Origin of the sequence: Micromonospora sp. NPDC047793, from assembly GCF_040642635.1 — a bacterium.
Taxonomy (GTDB): domain Bacteria; phylum Actinomycetota; class Actinomycetes; order Mycobacteriales; family Micromonosporaceae; genus Micromonospora.
This window is the reverse complement of the sequence record NZ_JBEYSG010000001.1, coordinates 450,079-466,883: the sequence shown is the minus strand read 5'-3', so window position 1 is coordinate 466,883 and position 16,805 is coordinate 450,079. Positions and strand designations below refer to the sequence as shown.

Sequence of the window (16,805 nt, the reverse complement as noted above, 5' to 3'; positions counted from 1 at the left end):
TTCATTCCCTCACACGTCGCTTGTTGCGCTAGCAGCTGACCGGGTCCGGGCCCGGGACGGGGTGACCTCCGAAGGGGCCGCCCCGTCACCGGACCGCAACGTCACACTTCCTCGACCGAGCTCGGCTCGCGCCGGGAAAGGTCGATACCCAGCTCCTCCGCGGCCCGGAAGACCTCGTCGTCGGTCTCGCGCATCTCCAGGGCCACACCGTCGCTGGAGAGCACCTCGACATTGAGGCACAGCGACTGCAGCTCCTTGAGCAGCACCTTGAACGACTCGGGAATGCCCGGCTCGGGGATGTTCTCGCCCTTGACGATCGCCTCGTAGACCTTGACCCGGCCCAGGACGTCGTCGGACTTGATCGTCAGCAGCTCCTGCAGGGCGTACGCGGCACCGTAGGCCTGCATCGCCCAGCACTCCATCTCACCGAAGCGCTGGCCACCGAACTGCGCCTTACCACCCAACGGCTGCTGCGTGATCATCGAGTACGGACCGGTCGACCGTGCGTGGATCTTGTCGTCGACCAGGTGGTTGAGCTTCAGGATGTAGATGTAGCCGACCGCGATCGGGTCCGGCAGCGGCTCGCCGGAGCGACCGTCGAACAGCTGCGCCTTACCGCTGGCACCGATCAGCTGGTTGCCGTCCCGGTTGGGCAGGGTCGACGCGAGCAGACCGGAGATCTCCTCCTCGCGGGCACCGTCGAAGACCGGCGTGGCCACGTTGGTGTCCGGCTCGGACTCGTCCGCACCGATCCCCTGGAGCTGACGCTTCCACTCCGCGTCGTCGCCGTCGACCTTCCAACCGGTCTTGGCCACCCAGCCCAGGTGGGTCTCGAGTACCTGGCCGATGTTCATCCGGCTCGGCACACCCAGCGGGTTGAGCACGATGTCGACCGGGGTGCCGTCCTCCAGGAACGGCATGTCCTCGACCGGCAGGATCTTGGAGATGACGCCCTTGTTGCCGTGCCGGCCGGCGAGCTTGTCGCCGTCCTGGATCTTCCGCTTCTGGGCGACGTAGACCCGGACCAGCTCGTTGACGCCCGGCGGCAGTTCGTCGCCGTCCTCGCGGGAGAAGGTACGCACGCCGATGACCGTGCCGGTCTCACCGTGCGGCACCTTCAGCGAGGTGTCCCGGACCTCACGCGCCTTCTCACCGAAGATCGCGCGGAGCAGCCGCTCCTCCGGAGTCAGCTCGGTCTCGCCCTTCGGGGTGACCTTGCCGACCAGGATGTCGCCGGGGACGACCTCGGCACCGATCCGGATGATCCCGCGCTCGTCGAGGTCGGCGAGCATCTCCTCGCTGACGTTCGGGATGTCGCGGGTGATCTCCTCCGGGCCGAGCTTGGTGTCCCGCGCGTCGACCTCGTGCTCCTCGATGTGGATCGAGGTGAGCACGTCCTGCTGTACGAGGCGCTGCGACAGGATGATCGCGTCCTCGTAGTTGTGGCCCTCCCAGCACATGAACGCCACGAGCAGGTTGCGCCCGAGCGCCATCTCGCCCTCGTCGGTGCACGGCCCGTCGGCGACCACCTGGCCGGCCTCGACCCGGTCACCCTCGAAGACGACCGGCTTCTGGTTGACGCAGGAGCCGGCGTTGGAGCGGCGGAACTTGTGCAGGAGGTACGTCCGGCGGTGGCCGTCGTCCTGGTGGACGGTGATGTAGTCGGCGCAGAGGTCCTCGACCACGCCACCGACCTCGGCCACCACCACGTCACCGGCGTCGACCGCGGCACGGTACTCCATGCCGGTGCCGACCAGCGGCGACTCCGCCTTGACCAGCGGGACCGCCTGACGCTGCATGTTGGCGCCCATCAGGGCCCGGTTCGCGTCGTCGTGCTCCAGGAACGGGATCATCGCGGTCGCGACCGAGGTCATCTGCCTCGGCGACACGTCCATGTAGTCCACCGCACCCGGCGCGACGTCCTCGGTCTCGCCGCCCTTACGGCGGACCAGGACGCGGTCCTCGGCGAACGTGCCGTCGGCCCGCAGCGGCGCGTTGGCCTGCGCCTTGACGAACCGGTCCTCCTCGTCCGCGGTCAGGTAGTCGATCTGGTCGGTGACCCGACCGTCGACGACCTTTCGGTACGGCGTCTCGATGAAGCCGAACGGGTTGACCCGGGCGAAGGTGGACAGCGCGCCGATCAGACCGATGTTCGGGCCTTCCGGCGTCTCGATCGGGCACATCCGGCCATAGTGGGACGGGTGCACGTCGCGGACCTCGAAGCCGGCCCGCTCCCGGGACAGACCACCCGGGCCGAGCGCGCTCAGCCGACGCCGGTGGGTCAGGCCCGCCAGCGGGTTGGTCTGGTCCATGAACTGGGACAGCTGCGAGGTGCCGAAGAACTCCCGGATCGCGGCGACCACGGGGCGGATGTTGATCAGGGTCTGCGGCGTGATCGCCTCGACGTCCTGAGTCGTCATCCGCTCGCGGACGACCCGCTCCATCCGGGACAGACCGACCCGAACCTGGTTCTGGATCAGCTCGCCCACGGTACGCAGGCGCCGGTTGCCGAAGTGGTCGATGTCGTCGGCCTCGTAGCCCTCCTCACCGGCGTGCAGCCGGCAGAGGTACTCCACGGTGGCGACGATGTCGTCCTCGGTCAGCGTGCCGGTGGTGATCGGCACGCTCACTTCGAGCTTCTTGTTGAACTTGTACCGACCGACCTTGGCGACGTCGTACCGCTTCGGGTTGAAGAAGAGGTTGTCGAGCAGGGTCTGGGCGTTCTCGCGGGTCGGCGGCTCGCCAGGGCGCAACTTCCGGTAGATGTCGAGTAGCGCCTCGTCCTGGCCGGCGATGTGGTCCTTCTCGAGCGTGGTCATCATCAGCTCGGACCAGCCGAACTTCTCGCGGATCCGCTCGGCCGACCATCCGACGGCCTTGAGCAGGACCGTGACGGCCTGCCGACGCTTACGGTCGATGCGTACGCCGACCGTGTCGCGCTTGTCGATGTCGAACTCCAGCCAGGCACCCCGGCTGGGGATGACCTTGACGCTGGAGAGGTCGCGGTCGGAGGTCTTGTCCGGCTGCTTGTCGAAGTAGACGCCCGGCGAGCGGACGAGCTGGCTGACCACGACGCGCTCGGTGCCGTTGATGATGAAGGTGCCCTTCGGCGTCATCATCGGGAAGTCACCCATGAACACCGTCTGGCTCTTGATCTCGCCGGTGGTGTTGTTGGTGAACTCCGCGGTCACGAAGAGCGGCGCGCAGTAGGTCAGGTCCTTCTCCTTGCACTCCTCGATCGAGGCCTTGACCTCGTCGAAGCGCGGTGCCGAGAAGGAAAGCGACATGGTGCCAGAGAAGTCCTCAATGGGACTGATCTCGTCGAGGATTTCCGCGAGACCCGAGCGTGCGTGCGGGTCGTCCGCCGACCGGCCCTGCCAACCCTCGTTGCCGACGAGCCAGTCGAAGGACTCGTTCTGAATGGCAAGGAGGTTGGGGACCTCGAGGTGTTCGGTGATCCGACCGAAGGAAACTCGGCGGGGAGCGAATGCGCTCGACGTACGACTGGTCTTCGCAGGGCGGGAAGCTGCCAAGATGCGTCCTTCCGAGGACCGGTGCTGCAGAACGGCTGGTACGCGTGCACTCCAATGACCCCACCAGAAAATATCCACAAACGGACATTTCCGAGCAGGGGTCAAGTCGGAAGGCAGCGCAAACTAGCAGTGTAGCCGAGAGGCTAACCGCTGTCCAGCCCACCCCGCAGGAAGTTGCGGAACGAGCCTCGGGACCCTGGAAACGGGTCACACCGGGCCGCTCGGAACGCAACGTCCCTGCCGGGCCGCCCAGATGTCTGCGGCGGTGGTGCTGCCGCTTCATACCCAGCCGGTGGCCGTCGCAAGCGCGGAAGGTCTTGCTGATGTCAGCGTGCCTGGGAGTCCATGGTCGCGTCAAGGCCCGGTGCCGCCATCCGACGGTCTTTCCCACCCACGGGCGAAACCACTGCCGTTCGGGCCCGCGCCCGCCGCGATGCACACGCCCTGCTCATGACCGGTTCCGGGCAGTGAAACCACACGGCGGGCGCCGATCCGAGATCCGGATCGTCGCCCGCCGCGATGTGGGTGTGCCCCGGCTCACGTGAGCCGGTACGCCCGGGTGAGGCTCAGGTCACTTGAGGGTGACCTTGGCGCCCTCGCCCTCCAGCTTGGCCTTGGCCTTGTCGGCGGCCTCCTTGTTGACCTTCTCGAGGATCGCCTTCGGCGCGGCCTCGACCAGGTCCTTGGCCTCCTTGAGGCCCAGGCCGGTCAGCTCACGCACGACCTTGATGACCTGGATCTTCTTGCCACCGTCGGCGTCGAGGATGACGTCGAACTCGTCCTTCTCCGGCTCGGCCTCGGCGGCAGCGCCACCCTGGGCCGGGCCCGCCGCCATCGCGACCGGGGCGGCGGCGGTGACCTCGAAGGTCTCCTCGAACTGCTTCACGAACTCGGAGAGCTCGATCAGCGTCATCTCCTTGAACGCGTCGAGCAGCTCTTCGGTGCTGAGCTTCGCCATATCTGGCGTCCTTTCTGAATGGTTAACTAAGAACGTGGGTGCGCCGCGCGGCCTCAGGCCGCCTCGGCGCCCTCCTGCTCACGCTTCTTGTCCTGCAGGGCGGCCGCCAGACGGGCGGTCTTCGACAGCGGGGCCTGGAACAGGGCCGCGGCCTTGCTCAGGTTGCCCTTCATCGCGCCGGCCAGCTTGGCCAGCAGCACCTCACGGGACTCCAGGTCGGCGAGCTTCGTGACCTCGGCCGCGGAAATGGCCTTGCCCTCGAAGACGCCGCCCTTGATGACGAGCTTCGGGTTGGACTTCGCGAAGTCGCGAAGCCCCTTCGCCGCCTCGACGACGTCGCCCGAAACGAAAGTCAGCGCGGTAGGACCGGTGAACAGCTCGTCGAGGCCGGAGATACCCGCATCTGCCGCAGCACGCTTGGCCAGCGTGTTCTTGGCGACGGTGTAGGTGGTCTCCTTGCCGAGCGAGCGCCGCAGCTGGGTGAGCTGGGAAACCGTCAGACCGCGGTACTCGGTCAGCACGGTGGCACCCGCGCTGCGGAAGTTCTCCGTCAGCTCAGCAACGGCCGAGGCCTTGTCGGCCCGGATCGGCTTGTCCGCCATGTCCCTCCTCTCTCGTTACTCGAGGCTGGTCACCGTCGCAGACAGGCGCCTGTGACGGGGACGGAGGCATCGCGGCAACAGAAAAGCCCCGGCGCAGGGCGCACGGGGCGAGGTCGGCGGAGATCATCGCAGTCGGCGGACCACGGGGACTCTGCCAGTTTTCGCTTGCCGCCCTACGCGGGTCGCCCGTCTTCGCGGACCTTCGACCGTGCCGGAGCACGGTGACCAGCGGTCTCTGGGTGGAACTTCGCGGCCTAGGTTACGCCCTACTCCCGGTAGCCGCCAAATCGCCCCGGAGTGCGCTCGGTCACCACGGACGGTGAACGTCAGGCACGTCGATGGCGGGCACGCCGACAACCCGCCAGAAGCACGGCCGCCCAACCGAGCGCCCAGGCGGTCACCAGCACCCCGGTCGCCCACGACAGGGACCCCGCCAGCGCCCGCGCGGTGGTCAGCAACGGCGGGGCCAGCCACCGGAGCGCCGGGTCGACGCGGCCGAACACCAGGGCGAGGACCACACCGAGGACGAGCACCGCGACGCCGTACCCGGCGCTGCGCGTGACCGCCCGGCCGGCGAGGGCACCGAGCGCCACGGCAGCCGGCAGGGCGATCAGGTGCGCCCAGAGGCCGAGTGCCAGGCCGGCGACGATGGACCGGTCGTCCGGTCCGGTCGGCACGGCCATCCCGCCGAGCAGCCACGGGATCACCAGCGCGACCGCGATCAGACCCAGACCTGCGGTCGCCGCGGCGAGCAGTCCGGCCGCCCACTCCCGCGTCGGCCCGAGCGCGACCACGGCCAGCCGACGCTGAGCGTCCGGCTCCACGTCCAGCAGGATCTTGGTCTGCCAGGCCAGGACCGGAAAGAGGACCACCGCCGACACGCCGTAGGCCTCGGCCGGCTCGGCGCGGCCACCGCCGTAGAGGATGCCCAACACGAGCAGGCCGGCCAGGACCGGTGCCAGCGCCCGTCCGGTACGCAGGAAGCCCGCGAGCCGGAACCGGACCAGCGCGATCACGGCGCCACCTCGGAGGCCGCCCCGGCCAACGACTCGGTGACCTCCGACGACGCGTCGTGTCCGCGTATCCGGAGGACGCGGTGACCGTCGGCGCGCAGCCGGCGCACCGTGGCGGCGACGCCGGCAGCCGGGACCGCCACCTCCACCACGACGGTGGCCTCCGCACCGGCCCACGGTCCCTCGGCCACCGTCTGACCGTCGACGGTCCACTGCCGGGCACCCGGCAGTCGGGCCGTCTCACCGCGATGATCGCTGACCAGTACCGCACCGCCCTCGGCCAGCACCTCGCCCACGACCTCGGGGACCAGTTCGCGGGCGGCGGCGTCCAGGCCCTCCCAGGGCTCGTCGAGGACGAGCAGTCCCGGCGGGCGCAGCAGTGCCTGGGCCAGACCGACCTTCTGCGCGGTGCCCTTCGAGAGCTGGGGCAGCCGGCTGGCCCGGGAGGGTCCGAGACCGAGGCGCTCGACCCAGTGGTGCACCGCCCGGCCCGCCTCGTCACGAGCGAGTCCACGCACCCGGGCTGCCGCGTCGAGGTATCCCTCGACGGTGAAGGGCTGGTCGGCGGGAAAGCGTTCCGGTACCCAGCCCACCACGGCCGGTCGATCGCGCACCCGCCCCCGGGACGGCGGCAGGATCCCGGCGACGAGTTGCAGCAGCGTCGACTTGCCGGCGCCGTTGCGCCCGTGCACCACCACCGCCTCGCCGGGCGCGATCTCGATCGTCACCGATCGAAGCACCCAGGGACCAGGACGGCGGTACCGCAGCCAGACGTCCTCCAGTCGCATCAGGCGAGCTTGCCACCTCGGTCACGGCGAAGGGGCCCCGCCACGGTCGTGTGGCGGGGCCCCTTCGAGGCATTCGTCCTGCTCAGCTGTCGGCCGAGCCCTCCTGCAGGTTCTTCACCAGGTTCGGGTCGATCGGCACGCCCGGGCCCATGGTCGTGGTGAGGGTGACCTTCTTGAGGTACTTGCCCTTCGCCGCGGACGGCTTGGCCCGCAGCACCTCGTCCAGGACCGCCACGTAGTTGTCCACCAGCTGGGTCTCGGAGAACGAGGCCTTGCCGATGATCAGGTGCAGGTTGGAGTGCTTGTCCACCCGGAAGGTGATCTTGCCGCCCTTGATGTCCGCGACCGCCTTGGTGACGTCCATGGTCACCGTGCCGGTCTTCGGGTTCGGCATCAGACCGCGCGGGCCCAGGATCCGCGCGATCCGGCCGATCTTGGCCATCTGGTCCGGCGTGGCGATCGCCGCGTCGAAGTCCAACCAACCGCCCTGGATCCGGGCGACCAACTCGTCGGTACCCACCTCGTCGGCACCGGCGGCGACGGCCTCCTCGGCCTTCGCGCCGGCGGCGAAGACGATCACGCGGGCGGTCTTACCGGTGCCGTGCGGCAGGTTGACCGTGCCGCGGACCATCTGGTCCGCCTTGCGGGGGTCGACGCCGAGGCGCATGGCGACCTCGACCGTGGCGTCGAACTTGACGTTGGTCGTCTCCTTGGCCAGCTTCACGGCCTCGGCGGGGGTGTAGAGCTTCGACCGGTCGATGACCTCGGCGGCCTTGCGGTAGCTCTTGCTGCGCTGCATTTCTGTCTACTCCTGTGGTTTCTGGCGGGCCGCGGTGCTCGCGCGCCCTCCCACGATCCGTACGGGTCGCTGGTGACCGAGATCAGTCGGTGACGTTCAGGCCCATCGACCGGGCGGTGCCGGCGATGATCTTCTCAGCCTGGTCGAGGTCGTTGGCGTTGAGGTCGGCCATCTTCTTCTCGGCGATCTCACGCAGCTGGGCGCGGGTCACCGAGCCGACCTTCTGGGTGTGCGGGACGCCCGAGCCCTTCGCCACACCAGCGGCCTTGATCAGCAGCCGGGCGGCGGGCGGGGTCTTCAGCACGAAGGTGAAGGACCGGTCCTCGTACACGCTGATCTCGGCGGGGACGACATCGCCCCGCTGCGACTCGGTCTGCGCGTTGTAGGACTTGCAGAACTCCATGATGTTCACGCCGTGCTGACCGAGCGCAGGGCCCACCGGCGGCGCCGGGGTGGCCTGGCCCGCCGGCAGCTGAAGCGTGAACGTCTTGACGAGCTTCTTCTTCGGAGGCATGTCACTTCCTGGGGCTTGGAACTGGGAATTGTTCGCACCGACGTCGCCGTCGAGCGCGCACGGTCAGCGCGTGTGGGACGGCGGCGACGTTCTAGGGTAGCGCAGGTCGGAATCCACCCGCCCACAGAGGTTGCCCGACGGGGGCGGGACGGGCCAGACGAACGACGGCGACCGCCGACGACGACCCTCTGGGCCGTCGCCGACGGTCGATGCGATCAGATCTTGGCGACCTGGTTGAAGTTCAGCTCCACCGGCGTCTCCCGGCCGAAGATCGACACCAGCACCTTGAGCTTCTGCTGGTCGGCGTTGATCTCACTGATCGTGGCCGGCAGCGACGCGAAGGCGCCGTCGGTGACCGTCACCGAGTCGCCGACCTCGAAGTCGAGGACCTTGATCTCCGGCTTGGCCTTCTTCTGCTCGGTCTCGACGGACGGCGCCAGCCACTTCAGCACCTCGTCGAGGCTCAGCGGGGCCGGACGGTCGGCCCGGTCCGTGGCACCCACGAAGCCGGTCACCCCGGGCGTGTTGCGCACGCAGGAGTAGGACTCGGCGGTCAGCTCCATCCGGACCAGGATGTAGCCCGGGAAGACCTTCGCCTGGACCTGGGACCGCTTGCCGTTCTTGACCTCGACCTCTTCCCGGGTCGGCACCTCGACCTGGTAGATGTAGTCCTCCATGTCGAGGGACGTGATCCGGGTCTCGAGGTTGGTCTTGACCTTGTTCTCATAGCCGGCGTACGAGTGCACCACATACCAGTCGCCCGGCGCGTAGCGCAGCTTCTGCCGCAGCTCCGCGACCGGGTCGTAGTCCTCGTCGGGTGCGGGCTCCGTCGTCGCGAACTCCGGCTCGCTGGCGGCCTCGACCGACTCGTCGTTCGCCGCCGTCGCCACCGTGGACTGCTCGTCCGGGGTCTCGGCGGTCTCGTCGTACTCAGGCACGCTTGCTCACTTCCGTCACTATCGGCACAGTCAGCCGGTCAGCTGGGGTTGCCGAAGACCCACAACACGCCCTTCGCGAAGGCGTAGTCAAGGCCGGCCACGATCGTCAGCATCATCGCGACGAATGCGACCACCACGGCCGTGTAGGTCAGCAGCTCCTTGCGCGTCGGCCAGATGACCTTACGCAGTTCGGCCACGACCTCGCGGATGAAACGCGCGACGCGGCCGAACAGGCCCACCTTGTCGGCATCGGCACGCGTCTTCGACCGGCTGTCGGCGGAATCCGCCTTCGCCCGTTCGCGGGTGGCGGTGCCGCCCCGCGATACCAGATCGTCCGCGTCGGTGGCGTCGTCGTCGGCACCGTCACCGTCGTTGACCACCTCGTCGTTCAGGCGGTCGTCGTCGGCGTCCTCGCCGCGCCGCTTGTTGTCGGCCACTTCGCCCTCCGTCGCGGGATGTCGGGGTCGCACGCGGTACGCGTACGCGGCGCTGGTCACGCCGGCCGGACCAACCGTCCCGGGACGGGCCGCGGCCGGCGGATCAACCGGAGGGGCCCCGATGCCTCGGAACCTCTCCGCCGATGCCACCACCACGGGCCGCACGCCACCGAGCGGTGACGCGACCCACGGAACGGTCAGGCCTGAGGCGCAGGGGTGACAGGACTTGAACCTGCAGCCTGCGGTTTTGGAGACCGCTGCTCTGCCAATTGAGCTACACCCCTGTGTGGCAACGCTCGTCCCACCCGGTCACACGACCAGGCAGGAGTCACTTGCCCCACGGCGGACCAGTGTACGGGTAGGGACCCGACTTTCCCAACCGGTCTGCCGATCGCGGCGAGCGGTGCCGGTCAGCCCGTCGTCCGCACGATGGCCCGCGCCTGCGACAACACCTTCTCGCCCTGACAGGTGGCGGTGATGTCGAGCCTGGTCAGGCCCGCATCGGTGACCTCGCGGACGACTGCGGTCACCACGATCTCGGTGCCCTGGTCGTCGTCCGGCACCACCACCGGACGGGTGAACCGGACGTTGTAGTCGACCACCGCGTCGGGTCCACCGGCCCAGGCGGTGACGGCCCGGCCGACCAGCGCCATGGTGAACATGCCGTGCGCGATCACGCCCGGCAGACCGACCTTGGTGGCGAACCTGTCGTTCCAGTGGATCGGGTTGAAGTCGCCCGAGGCGCCGGCGTAGCGGACCAGGTCCGCCCGGGTCACTCGGAACGTCTGGTTGGTCAGCTCCATGTCAGGCCTCCCCGCGTACGACGAGCTTGGACCAGACCGTGACCACCGGCTCGCCGGCGGTCGTGCTGACCTCGGTCCGGGTGGTCAGGAACTCGTGACCACCCCGGCTGGTGATGTCCTCCACGACGTTGACACAGACCAGCTCGTCGCCGGCCGCCACCGGGCGGGTGTACGCGAACCGCTGGTCGCCGTGGACGACCCGGCTGTAGTCGACGCCGAGGGCCGGGTCCTCGACGATCTGGCGGCTGGCGGCCATGGTGATCACCACGGGGAAGGTCGGCGGCGCGACCACGTCCGGATGGCCCAGGGCACGGGCCGCCTCCGGATCGTGGTAGGCGGGATCGGTGGCCCCGATCGCCGTCGCGAACTCACGGATCTTCTCGCGGCCCACCTGGTAGGGGGCGGTCGGCGGAAAACTGCGGCCGACGAAGGAGTGGTCCAGGGACATGTCGCGAACCTACACGCAACGCACGAACGCCGATCCGCGCGGTCGACGTCGGCCCGAGGGCCGCGCCGCCGCACGAACCGGCGATCCTGGTACGCGTCGACCCGGGCCGAGTCGGCCCGGACGGGTCAGCGGGTCTCGCGGTGAACGGTGTGCCGACCGTCCCGGGGGCAGAACTTCTTCAGCTCGATGCGGTCCGGGTCGTTACGGCGGTTCTTGCGCGTGATGTAGTTGCGCTCCTTGCACTCCACACACGCCAAAGTGATCTTCGGCCGGACATCGGTCGCCTTCGCCACGGCGGAGTGCCTTCCTCGCTAACGGATACAACTACAGCGCTACAGCGTACGCACCACAAGGGCGAACACGCAAAGCGGGCGCCCAAGGCGCCCGTGCCACCGACCGCCGGAATGCTCCGGACGGACGAGAGTAGCGGTGGCCGGACTTGAACCGGCGACACAGCGATTATGAGCCGCTTGCTCTACCATCTGAGCTACACCGCCGTGGTGGGCCCAGCCGGACCCTCTGAGCCCCCTTACGGAATCGAACCGTAGACCTTCTCCTTACCATGGAGACGCTCTGCCGACTGAGCTAAGGGGGCCTGCGCGATCACTCGGTGGCCGCGCAGAGGTAAGAGTACACGGCCCTACCGCGCTGGTGAAATCGGATCCCCGGGGACGTCGGACACCCAGCTCAGGGGACCACTCGCAGGCGCGGCAGCTCGTTGTCGGTGATCGATTCCGGGTCGACCTGGGCGCCGAACCATGCCTCCAGCCGCTCGTACGGCAGCGGGCGGCTGAACAGGAATCCCTGGCCGATCTCGCAGCCGATGTCCTGGAGCAGTTCCAGAGTCAGCTCGCTCTCCACTCCCTCGGCCACCACGGTCAGGCCGAACTGTTGGGAGAGGGTCACCACGGCGTTGACGATCGCCAGGTCACCGGGATCGGTCGCCATGCCCTGGACGAAGGAGTGGTCCACCTTGACCTCGTGCACCGGCAACCGGCGCAGGTGGGCCAGCGAGGAACTACCGGTGCCGAAGTCGTCCACCGAGAGCCGTACGCCGAGGTCCCGCAGGCGGCGCAGGGTCGGGATGGGCCGGTCGGTGCCGTCCAGCACCCCGGCCTCCTCGATCTCCAGGGTCAACAGCTGCGCCGGTACGTCGTACTCCGCCAGCAACTCGCGCACCCGCTCCGGGAAGTGCTGGTCGTTGAGCGTACGCGCGGAGATGTTGACCGCGACGGCGAGCGACTGGCCGCCGTGCGCCCAGTCGCGGCTGTGGCGCAGCCCCTCCCGTAGCACGAACTCGGTGAGCCGCCCGAGCTGGCCGGTGTGTTCGGCCACCGCGACGAAGTCCTGTGGGGCGACCGTGCCGTGGGTGGGATGCTCCCACCGGGCCAGGCACTCCACTCCCACCAGACGCCGGTCGCGCAGCGTCACCTTCGGCTGGTAGTAGATCTCCAGTTCGCCGTTCTCCAGGGCGCTGCGCAGGTCACCGGCGAGACCCAGCCGATGCAGCGCACGCGACTCCAGGGCGGGCGTATAGAGCTGCACGCTGCCGGGGACCGACTTGGCGGCCGACGCCGCCACGTCCACCCGTTGCAGCAGCGTCGCCGGATCGCTGCCGTGATCCGGATGCACCACCACGCCGACGGCGGTGTCCACGTCCAACGTGAGGGCGTCGAAGACCATCTCGTCCCGGATCTGCTCGCGCAGGTGGCCGGCGAGTTCCACCGCCGCCTCGGCACTCTCCAGACGCAACGTCACCAGGAACTCGTCGCCGCCGGCCCGACCGACCAGGGCCGCCGACGGTACGCATCCACGCAGCCGGTCGGCGACCTCGACCAGCACCTTGTCCCCCGCGGCGTGCCCGAGGGACTCGTTGACCTGTCGCAGGCGGTCGACGTCGAAGAGCAGCAGCGCCACCACCTCGCCGGGGGCCCGAATCCGGACCGCCTCGGTCAGCGCACCGAGGATCCGGCGGCGGTTGGGCAGCTTGGTGAGCCCGTCGTGGTACGCGTCGTGCCGCAACCGGTCGACCAGGCGCGAGTTCTCCAGCGCGACCGCCGCGTGGGCGGCGACCGTCTCGAAGACGGTCACGTCCGCGGCCCGAAACGAGTTGGTGTCGCCGAGCCGGTTGGTCACCTCAAGGGTGCCGATGACCGCCTTGCCAGACCGCAGCGGCACCACGATCACGTCCTTGACCGAGGTCGACTCCAGCGTGTCGCGCAGTTCCGGGTCGTCGCCGCCCAGCCGACTGCTGACCGCCACGGTCTCCTGCCGGGCCACCGCGACGTCCCGCAACGCGGCCGGGCTGTGCGTGGAGTCCAGCAGGCCGGGCTTGCCCTCCTGGGCGGTCAGCAGCACCTCCGGGTGGCGGCCCTGGGCCGGCAACCAGAGGGTGGCGGACTCCGCCTGCATCAGGCTGCGGATCCGGACCAGCAACGCGTCGATCAGGTTGCCGTCCGGGCCGCTCTCGGTGATCCCCTTGGTGAACTCGTACATCTCGGCGACCGTGCGGTGCTGCCGGAAGAACTGCGCGTACGAGCCGTAGACCAGAGCGAAGGCGATGCCCAGACCGGCGAAGAGGAACACCGCCCAGGGCGTGCCCTCCAGCGCGATGATGATCACCAGACCGATGGCGAGGTTGATCGTGACCGCGAGCAACATCGGCGGCGCCGCCCGGAGCATCTCCCGTCCGGCCTGCCAGCCCTGCACCACGGAGACCACCGCGACCACGGCGGCCAACGCGACGAGGGTGTGCGTACCCACGGCGACGGTCAGCACGGCCCAGGTACCCGGACCGACGCCACCCGGCTGCGGCAACACGTGGTAGACCACGGTCGCCAGAGATGTCGCTATCGCCGCGAGCGCGACGTTGAACCAGAACTTCGCCGGCAGCAGTTTGCGACGGATCTGCACCACGATGGCGGCGGCCGTGTACGCCAGCACCACCGAGAGCGGCGGCAGCAGATAGAGGGCGACGACCAACGGGATCTCGGTCGGCGTGGCGGCGAGCGCCTGACGCCGCACCACGACGTTGATGGTCGGCAGTGCGGCGGCCACCATCGCCGCTGTGAGCAGCAACGTCATCGGCCAGTCCCCCAGGGAGGGGGACGTCGTCAGCCCGAGGATCAGTGAGAAGACGACAGCACCGAGCGCCAACGGCCCGGTGACCAGCCAGGCGTACTCCGTCCGCCGTCGGATGGGGCGGGGGCGAGGCGTCATGGCTCCCCTAGCGACCTGAACTCAGCGGATCCCGGAGGGGCCCGGACGCGCGAAGGCCCGTCAGGGGATCAGCGACCCTAGGGTCGGCATGTTCCACTCGAGACCATTCGCCCTGACATCGAACTCCGCGACCGTGCTCGTCGCGAGAACCAGGCCGGAAACCAGCAAGAGGGAGCCGAGTAGCCGGCCCAAACGTCGAGCAGACATCTGTGCTCCTGAGTGGGGTGAAGGGAACGCGATGGAGGTCCCCCGATGGTGCCACAGCGAGTCGGCCGGTGGAAAGTTCACAGACCTGATGTTGGTCCGGTTGTCGTGCCGCACGACACGTACGTACCCGTCGCGTACAACGTCCGGGCAGGTCAGCGCTGGCAGCGCCGGTGCCACTGAAGAAGAAGACACCAACCACCCATTCCCCACTAAGGCGGCGTAGCGGATCTAGCGGACAATGGCGAAGAATACTTTTGACCGGATAATGCGGAATGGCGGAAGACCTCCAATCACGCCACCGTAAGCGATCAGTTACCCCGCGTCTGTGACCGCTCTTCCGCCCTGCGTCGGTCCGCGTCCTCCATTGCATGCCGAACAGCCAGCCGGATCACCAGGTAGAGCACCGCCAGCCCGACGCCCCACCCGGCGAGGGCGAACGGCACGCTCTCGAGCTGCACGAACCCAGAGTAGGCCGAACACACCATCGCAGTCACCCCCATGGATGGCCGAATCGTGCCAACCTACACGAAGGCGCTGCTCAACGGCGCCGACGGCCGATCTGTCGGGTACCCGCTCCCGCCGTCCGAGACATTCGGCGCCCTCGCCGACCAGCGGCCGGACGAAGAATGCGACCTTCCCGGTTCACCGCTACCCGACCTCGACCGGCTGAAGGTACCGACGGCTTCCGCATTATCGGACCCCGATTTCGTAGTCGATAAAGGCGCGGAGTCGCGTACGGGTCGACAGCCTTATGCCGTTCGCTGCCGGGCACGCTGGACCGAACTCGCGTTGACTGCCACCCGGAGAACACACCCCGAAGGCCGAGCGGGCCGCCGAGCGGATCATGGGCACCACCACTCCTCGCCGGGACAGTGCAGAGCAACCCGACGACTACAGGTAGCCGATTCCCACCTGGGTGACGTGAGCCGCGAGTGGCACCGGCCCGTTCTCGTCCTCGTGCTGGCATGGCACTGCCGCAGGCGCGCACACCGCCATGTAGCTCCCCAGGAAGACCTTCCGCTGCCGGCCGCCGGTCTCGTACTTCACGTTCACCCCGCGCCGGACCGCCCGGCCCTCCCCGACGAACTCGTAACCGAGCAAAATCTCGATGTGCACGGTGCCGTGAGGATGATCGACCGGATCAACGGCTCCAGGATCGGGAATGACGAACCCGGCCGCATCCTCCGCACCGTCAAGGTCACGGTGAGTCGGCGGCCAGCCCTCGGAGTCCACCACGGGTGAACCTCGGGACGCGGTCAGCAACCGCACCTGAGCACCGAGCAGACGAGTCGAACCACCGTGCATGACCGGCTCGATGCTCTTGATCGTCACCGGCCCCTTGTCGATCCGAACGATTGTGACGCCGTCCGTGAGTCGATAACCGACAGCGAAGGACCCTCCCCAGCCGTAGCTACTCGTCTGGGCAAACACGTCATCGCCAAGCTGGTCAGAGCCCAAGAACGACGAACCGCAGCCGGTGGCGGCGAGTGTCACGACAAGGATGCCCGCCATCCCCGCTCGGACGAACCGAGTGCTCACGCAACCTCCTCGACCTCACGGTGAGCCAGCCGCCGACAGGCTGCCCCGCCTTCTACAGCGCCGACCGACGGCACGCGGACATCGGCCCTCACAAGGATCCTGACAGCCCTCATCAATCCCCGACGGCAAGGGACTCGGCGCAGGAAGTCACTCAGGAGCGCAACGGGCTGGACTCAGCCGGACGGAGCTAGCTCAACGAGAGCGGCCCCTGATCAGCATCTCTGCTGGTCAGGGGCCGTTGTCGCACCTGGTGGCGGGTAGAGGATTCGAACCTCTGAAGCTTTCGCGACGGATTTACAGTCCGCTCCCATTGGCCGCTCGGGCAACCCGCCAGGGCGTACCACCGCACCGTGGCGCGGCAGCGGAAGCAAGGATAGCGGCTACCACCGGCTCCGGCGCAACCGGGTACCGTCAGGGAGTCGTACCCCTGGGCATCGGGGGCAAAGGATCACAAATCAGCCGGACAGCAGGAGCATGAGCATGGCAGCGAACCCGTCGTTCGACATCGTCAGCAAGGTCGACCGCCAGGAGGTCGACAACGCCCTTCGCCAGGCGGAGAAGGAGCTCGCGACGCGGTTCGACTTTCGGGGGACCGGCGCGGAGATCTCCTGGTCGGGTGAGGAGGCGATCAGCCTCCAGGCGGAGACCGAGGAGCGGGTGAAGGCCGCGCTGGACGTCTTCAAGGAGAAGTTGGTCAAGCGCAACATCTCGATGAAGTCGTTGGACGCGGGTGACCCGCGCCCGTCGGGCAAGATCTTCAAGATCGACGCCAAGGTGATCCAGGGCATCGACCAGGAGAAGGCCAAGGCGATCAGCAAGAAGATCCGCGACGAGGGTCCCAAGGGAGTCCAGGCGCAGATTCAGGGTGACCAGCTTCGGGTCACCGGCAAGAAGAAGGACGACCTGCAGGCCGTCATCACGCTGCTCAAGGGCGAGGACTTCGGCGTCGCCCTGCAGTTCAACAACTACCGCTGAGGCAGCGGCCCCCGCGGTCGGCCGCCCCTCAG

Annotated in this window: 16 protein-coding genes and 4 tRNA genes; 1 reads left to right on the top strand and 19 read right to left on the bottom strand. The window is 68.4% G+C overall.

The window, feature by feature from the left end:
- Positions 1–101: 101 nt before the first annotated feature.
- The 19 genes from ABZ738_RS02140 to ABZ738_RS02050 all read right to left on the bottom strand — a co-directional run bounded on the left by ABZ738_RS02140 (position 102) and on the right by ABZ738_RS02050 (position 16,130).
- A complete protein-coding gene (locus tag ABZ738_RS02140) occupies positions 102–3,533 on the bottom strand; it encodes a DNA-directed RNA polymerase subunit beta (protein WP_131054312.1) in 3,432 nt (1,143 codons plus the stop codon).
- A 571-nt stretch (positions 3,534–4,104) separates the two neighbouring features.
- Positions 4,105–4,491: a 50S ribosomal protein L7/L12 gene (gene rplL, locus ABZ738_RS02135; RefSeq protein ID WP_131054311.1), complete on the bottom strand. Its 387-nt coding sequence runs from the start codon at positions 4,489–4,491 to the stop codon at positions 4,105–4,107.
- A 53-nt stretch (positions 4,492–4,544) separates the two neighbouring features.
- The gene (gene rplJ, locus ABZ738_RS02130; RefSeq protein WP_131054310.1) at positions 4,545–5,093 is read right to left on the bottom strand and encodes a 50S ribosomal protein L10; all 549 of its coding nucleotides are present in this window, start codon (positions 5,091–5,093) and stop codon (positions 4,545–4,547) included.
- A gap of 326 nt (positions 5,094–5,419) precedes the next feature.
- On the bottom strand, positions 5,420–6,109 hold the full coding sequence (locus ABZ738_RS02125) for a hypothetical protein (RefSeq protein WP_176095241.1): 690 nt from the start codon (positions 6,107–6,109) through the stop codon (positions 5,420–5,422).
- Positions 6,106–6,894, bottom strand: coding sequence for an ABC transporter ATP-binding protein (locus tag ABZ738_RS02120; RefSeq protein WP_357210390.1), 789 nt, complete (start codon positions 6,892–6,894; stop codon positions 6,106–6,108). Before ABZ738_RS02120 ends, ABZ738_RS02125 begins: the two co-directional genes overlap by 4 nt.
- 82 nt (positions 6,895–6,976) lie before the next feature.
- The gene (rplA, locus tag ABZ738_RS02115) at positions 6,977–7,693 is read right to left on the bottom strand and encodes a 50S ribosomal protein L1 (RefSeq protein WP_131052803.1); all 717 of its coding nucleotides are present in this window, start codon (positions 7,691–7,693) and stop codon (positions 6,977–6,979) included.
- A gap of 82 nt (positions 7,694–7,775) precedes the next feature.
- Positions 7,776–8,207: a 50S ribosomal protein L11 gene (gene rplK, locus ABZ738_RS02110; protein ID WP_131052802.1), complete on the bottom strand. Its 432-nt coding sequence runs from the start codon at positions 8,205–8,207 to the stop codon at positions 7,776–7,778.
- Between the two features lie 215 nt (positions 8,208–8,422).
- On the bottom strand, positions 8,423–9,145 hold the full coding sequence (nusG, locus tag ABZ738_RS02105) for a transcription termination/antitermination protein NusG (protein WP_131052801.1): 723 nt from the start codon (positions 9,143–9,145) through the stop codon (positions 8,423–8,425).
- 38 nt (positions 9,146–9,183) lie between these two features.
- The gene (gene secE, locus ABZ738_RS02100) at positions 9,184–9,582 is read right to left on the bottom strand and encodes a preprotein translocase subunit SecE (RefSeq protein ID WP_131052800.1); all 399 of its coding nucleotides are present in this window, start codon (positions 9,580–9,582) and stop codon (positions 9,184–9,186) included.
- Between the two features lie 211 nt (positions 9,583–9,793).
- A tRNA-Trp gene (locus ABZ738_RS02095) sits at positions 9,794–9,866 on the bottom strand.
- 126 nt (positions 9,867–9,992) lie between these two features.
- A complete protein-coding gene (locus ABZ738_RS02090) occupies positions 9,993–10,385 on the bottom strand; it encodes a MaoC family dehydratase (protein ID WP_131052799.1) in 393 nt (130 codons plus the stop codon).
- Between the two features lies 1 nt (position 10,386).
- The gene (locus ABZ738_RS02085) at positions 10,387–10,833 is read right to left on the bottom strand and encodes a MaoC family dehydratase N-terminal domain-containing protein (RefSeq protein ID WP_131052798.1); all 447 of its coding nucleotides are present in this window, start codon (positions 10,831–10,833) and stop codon (positions 10,387–10,389) included.
- Between the two features lie 125 nt (positions 10,834–10,958).
- Complete coding sequence (rpmG, locus tag ABZ738_RS02080; RefSeq protein WP_007073056.1) at positions 10,959–11,126, bottom strand: 50S ribosomal protein L33; 168 nt, start codon at positions 11,124–11,126, stop codon at positions 10,959–10,961.
- A gap of 131 nt (positions 11,127–11,257) precedes the next feature.
- Positions 11,258–11,330 (bottom strand) — tRNA-Met (locus tag ABZ738_RS02075).
- Positions 11,331–11,355: 25 nt separating this feature from the next.
- Positions 11,356–11,428, bottom strand: a tRNA-Thr gene (locus ABZ738_RS02070).
- Between the two features lie 92 nt (positions 11,429–11,520).
- A complete protein-coding gene (locus ABZ738_RS02065; RefSeq protein WP_131052797.1) occupies positions 11,521–14,052 on the bottom strand; it encodes a bifunctional diguanylate cyclase/phosphodiesterase in 2,532 nt (843 codons plus the stop codon).
- Between the two features lie 515 nt (positions 14,053–14,567).
- On the bottom strand, positions 14,568–14,717 hold the full coding sequence (locus tag ABZ738_RS02060; RefSeq protein ID WP_161594943.1) for a hypothetical protein: 150 nt from the start codon (positions 14,715–14,717) through the stop codon (positions 14,568–14,570).
- A gap of 433 nt (positions 14,718–15,150) precedes the next feature.
- Complete coding sequence (locus tag ABZ738_RS02055; protein ID WP_131052796.1) at positions 15,151–15,798, bottom strand: hypothetical protein; 648 nt, start codon at positions 15,796–15,798, stop codon at positions 15,151–15,153.
- A 248-nt stretch (positions 15,799–16,046) separates the two neighbouring features.
- Positions 16,047–16,130, bottom strand: a tRNA-Tyr gene (locus tag ABZ738_RS02050).
- Between the two features lie 148 nt (positions 16,131–16,278).
- On the opposite strand from ABZ738_RS02050, the gene ABZ738_RS02045 reads away from it, so the two are divergent.
- Complete coding sequence (locus ABZ738_RS02045) at positions 16,279–16,773, top strand: YajQ family cyclic di-GMP-binding protein (protein WP_161594942.1); 495 nt, start codon at positions 16,279–16,281, stop codon at positions 16,771–16,773.
- The last annotated feature ends 32 nt before the right edge of the window (positions 16,774–16,805 follow it).

What these genes read in the sequence shown, in the direction of transcription:
- rplL (WP_131054311.1), bottom strand. Translation starts at nt 4,491, where the DNA reads ATGGCGAAGCTCAGCACCGAAGAGCTGCTCGACGCGTTCAAGGAGATG.
- rplJ (WP_131054310.1), bottom strand. Translation starts at nt 5,093, where the DNA reads ATGGCGGACAAGCCGATCCGGGCCGACAAGGCCTCGGCCGTTGCTGAG.
- ABZ738_RS02120 (WP_357210390.1), bottom strand. Translation starts at nt 6,894, where the DNA reads ATGCGACTGGAGGACGTCTGGCTGCGGTACCGCCGTCCTGGTCCCTGG.
- rplA (WP_131052803.1), bottom strand. Translation starts at nt 7,693, where the DNA reads ATGCAGCGCAGCAAGAGCTACCGCAAGGCCGCCGAGGTCATCGACCGG.
- rplK (WP_131052802.1), bottom strand. Translation starts at nt 8,207, where the DNA reads ATGCCTCCGAAGAAGAAGCTCGTCAAGACGTTCACGCTTCAGCTGCCG.
- ABZ738_RS02090 (WP_131052799.1), bottom strand. Translation starts at nt 10,385, where the DNA reads ATGGAGCTGACCAACCAGACGTTCCGAGTGACCCGGGCGGACCTGGTC.
- ABZ738_RS02085 (WP_131052798.1), bottom strand. Translation starts at nt 10,833, where the DNA reads ATGTCCCTGGACCACTCCTTCGTCGGCCGCAGTTTTCCGCCGACCGCC.
- ABZ738_RS02065 (WP_131052797.1), bottom strand. Translation starts at nt 14,052, where the DNA reads ATGACGCCTCGCCCCCGCCCCATCCGACGGCGGACGGAGTACGCCTGG.
- ABZ738_RS02045 (WP_161594942.1), top strand. Translation starts at nt 16,279, where the DNA reads ATGGCAGCGAACCCGTCGTTCGACATCGTCAGCAAGGTCGACCGCCAG.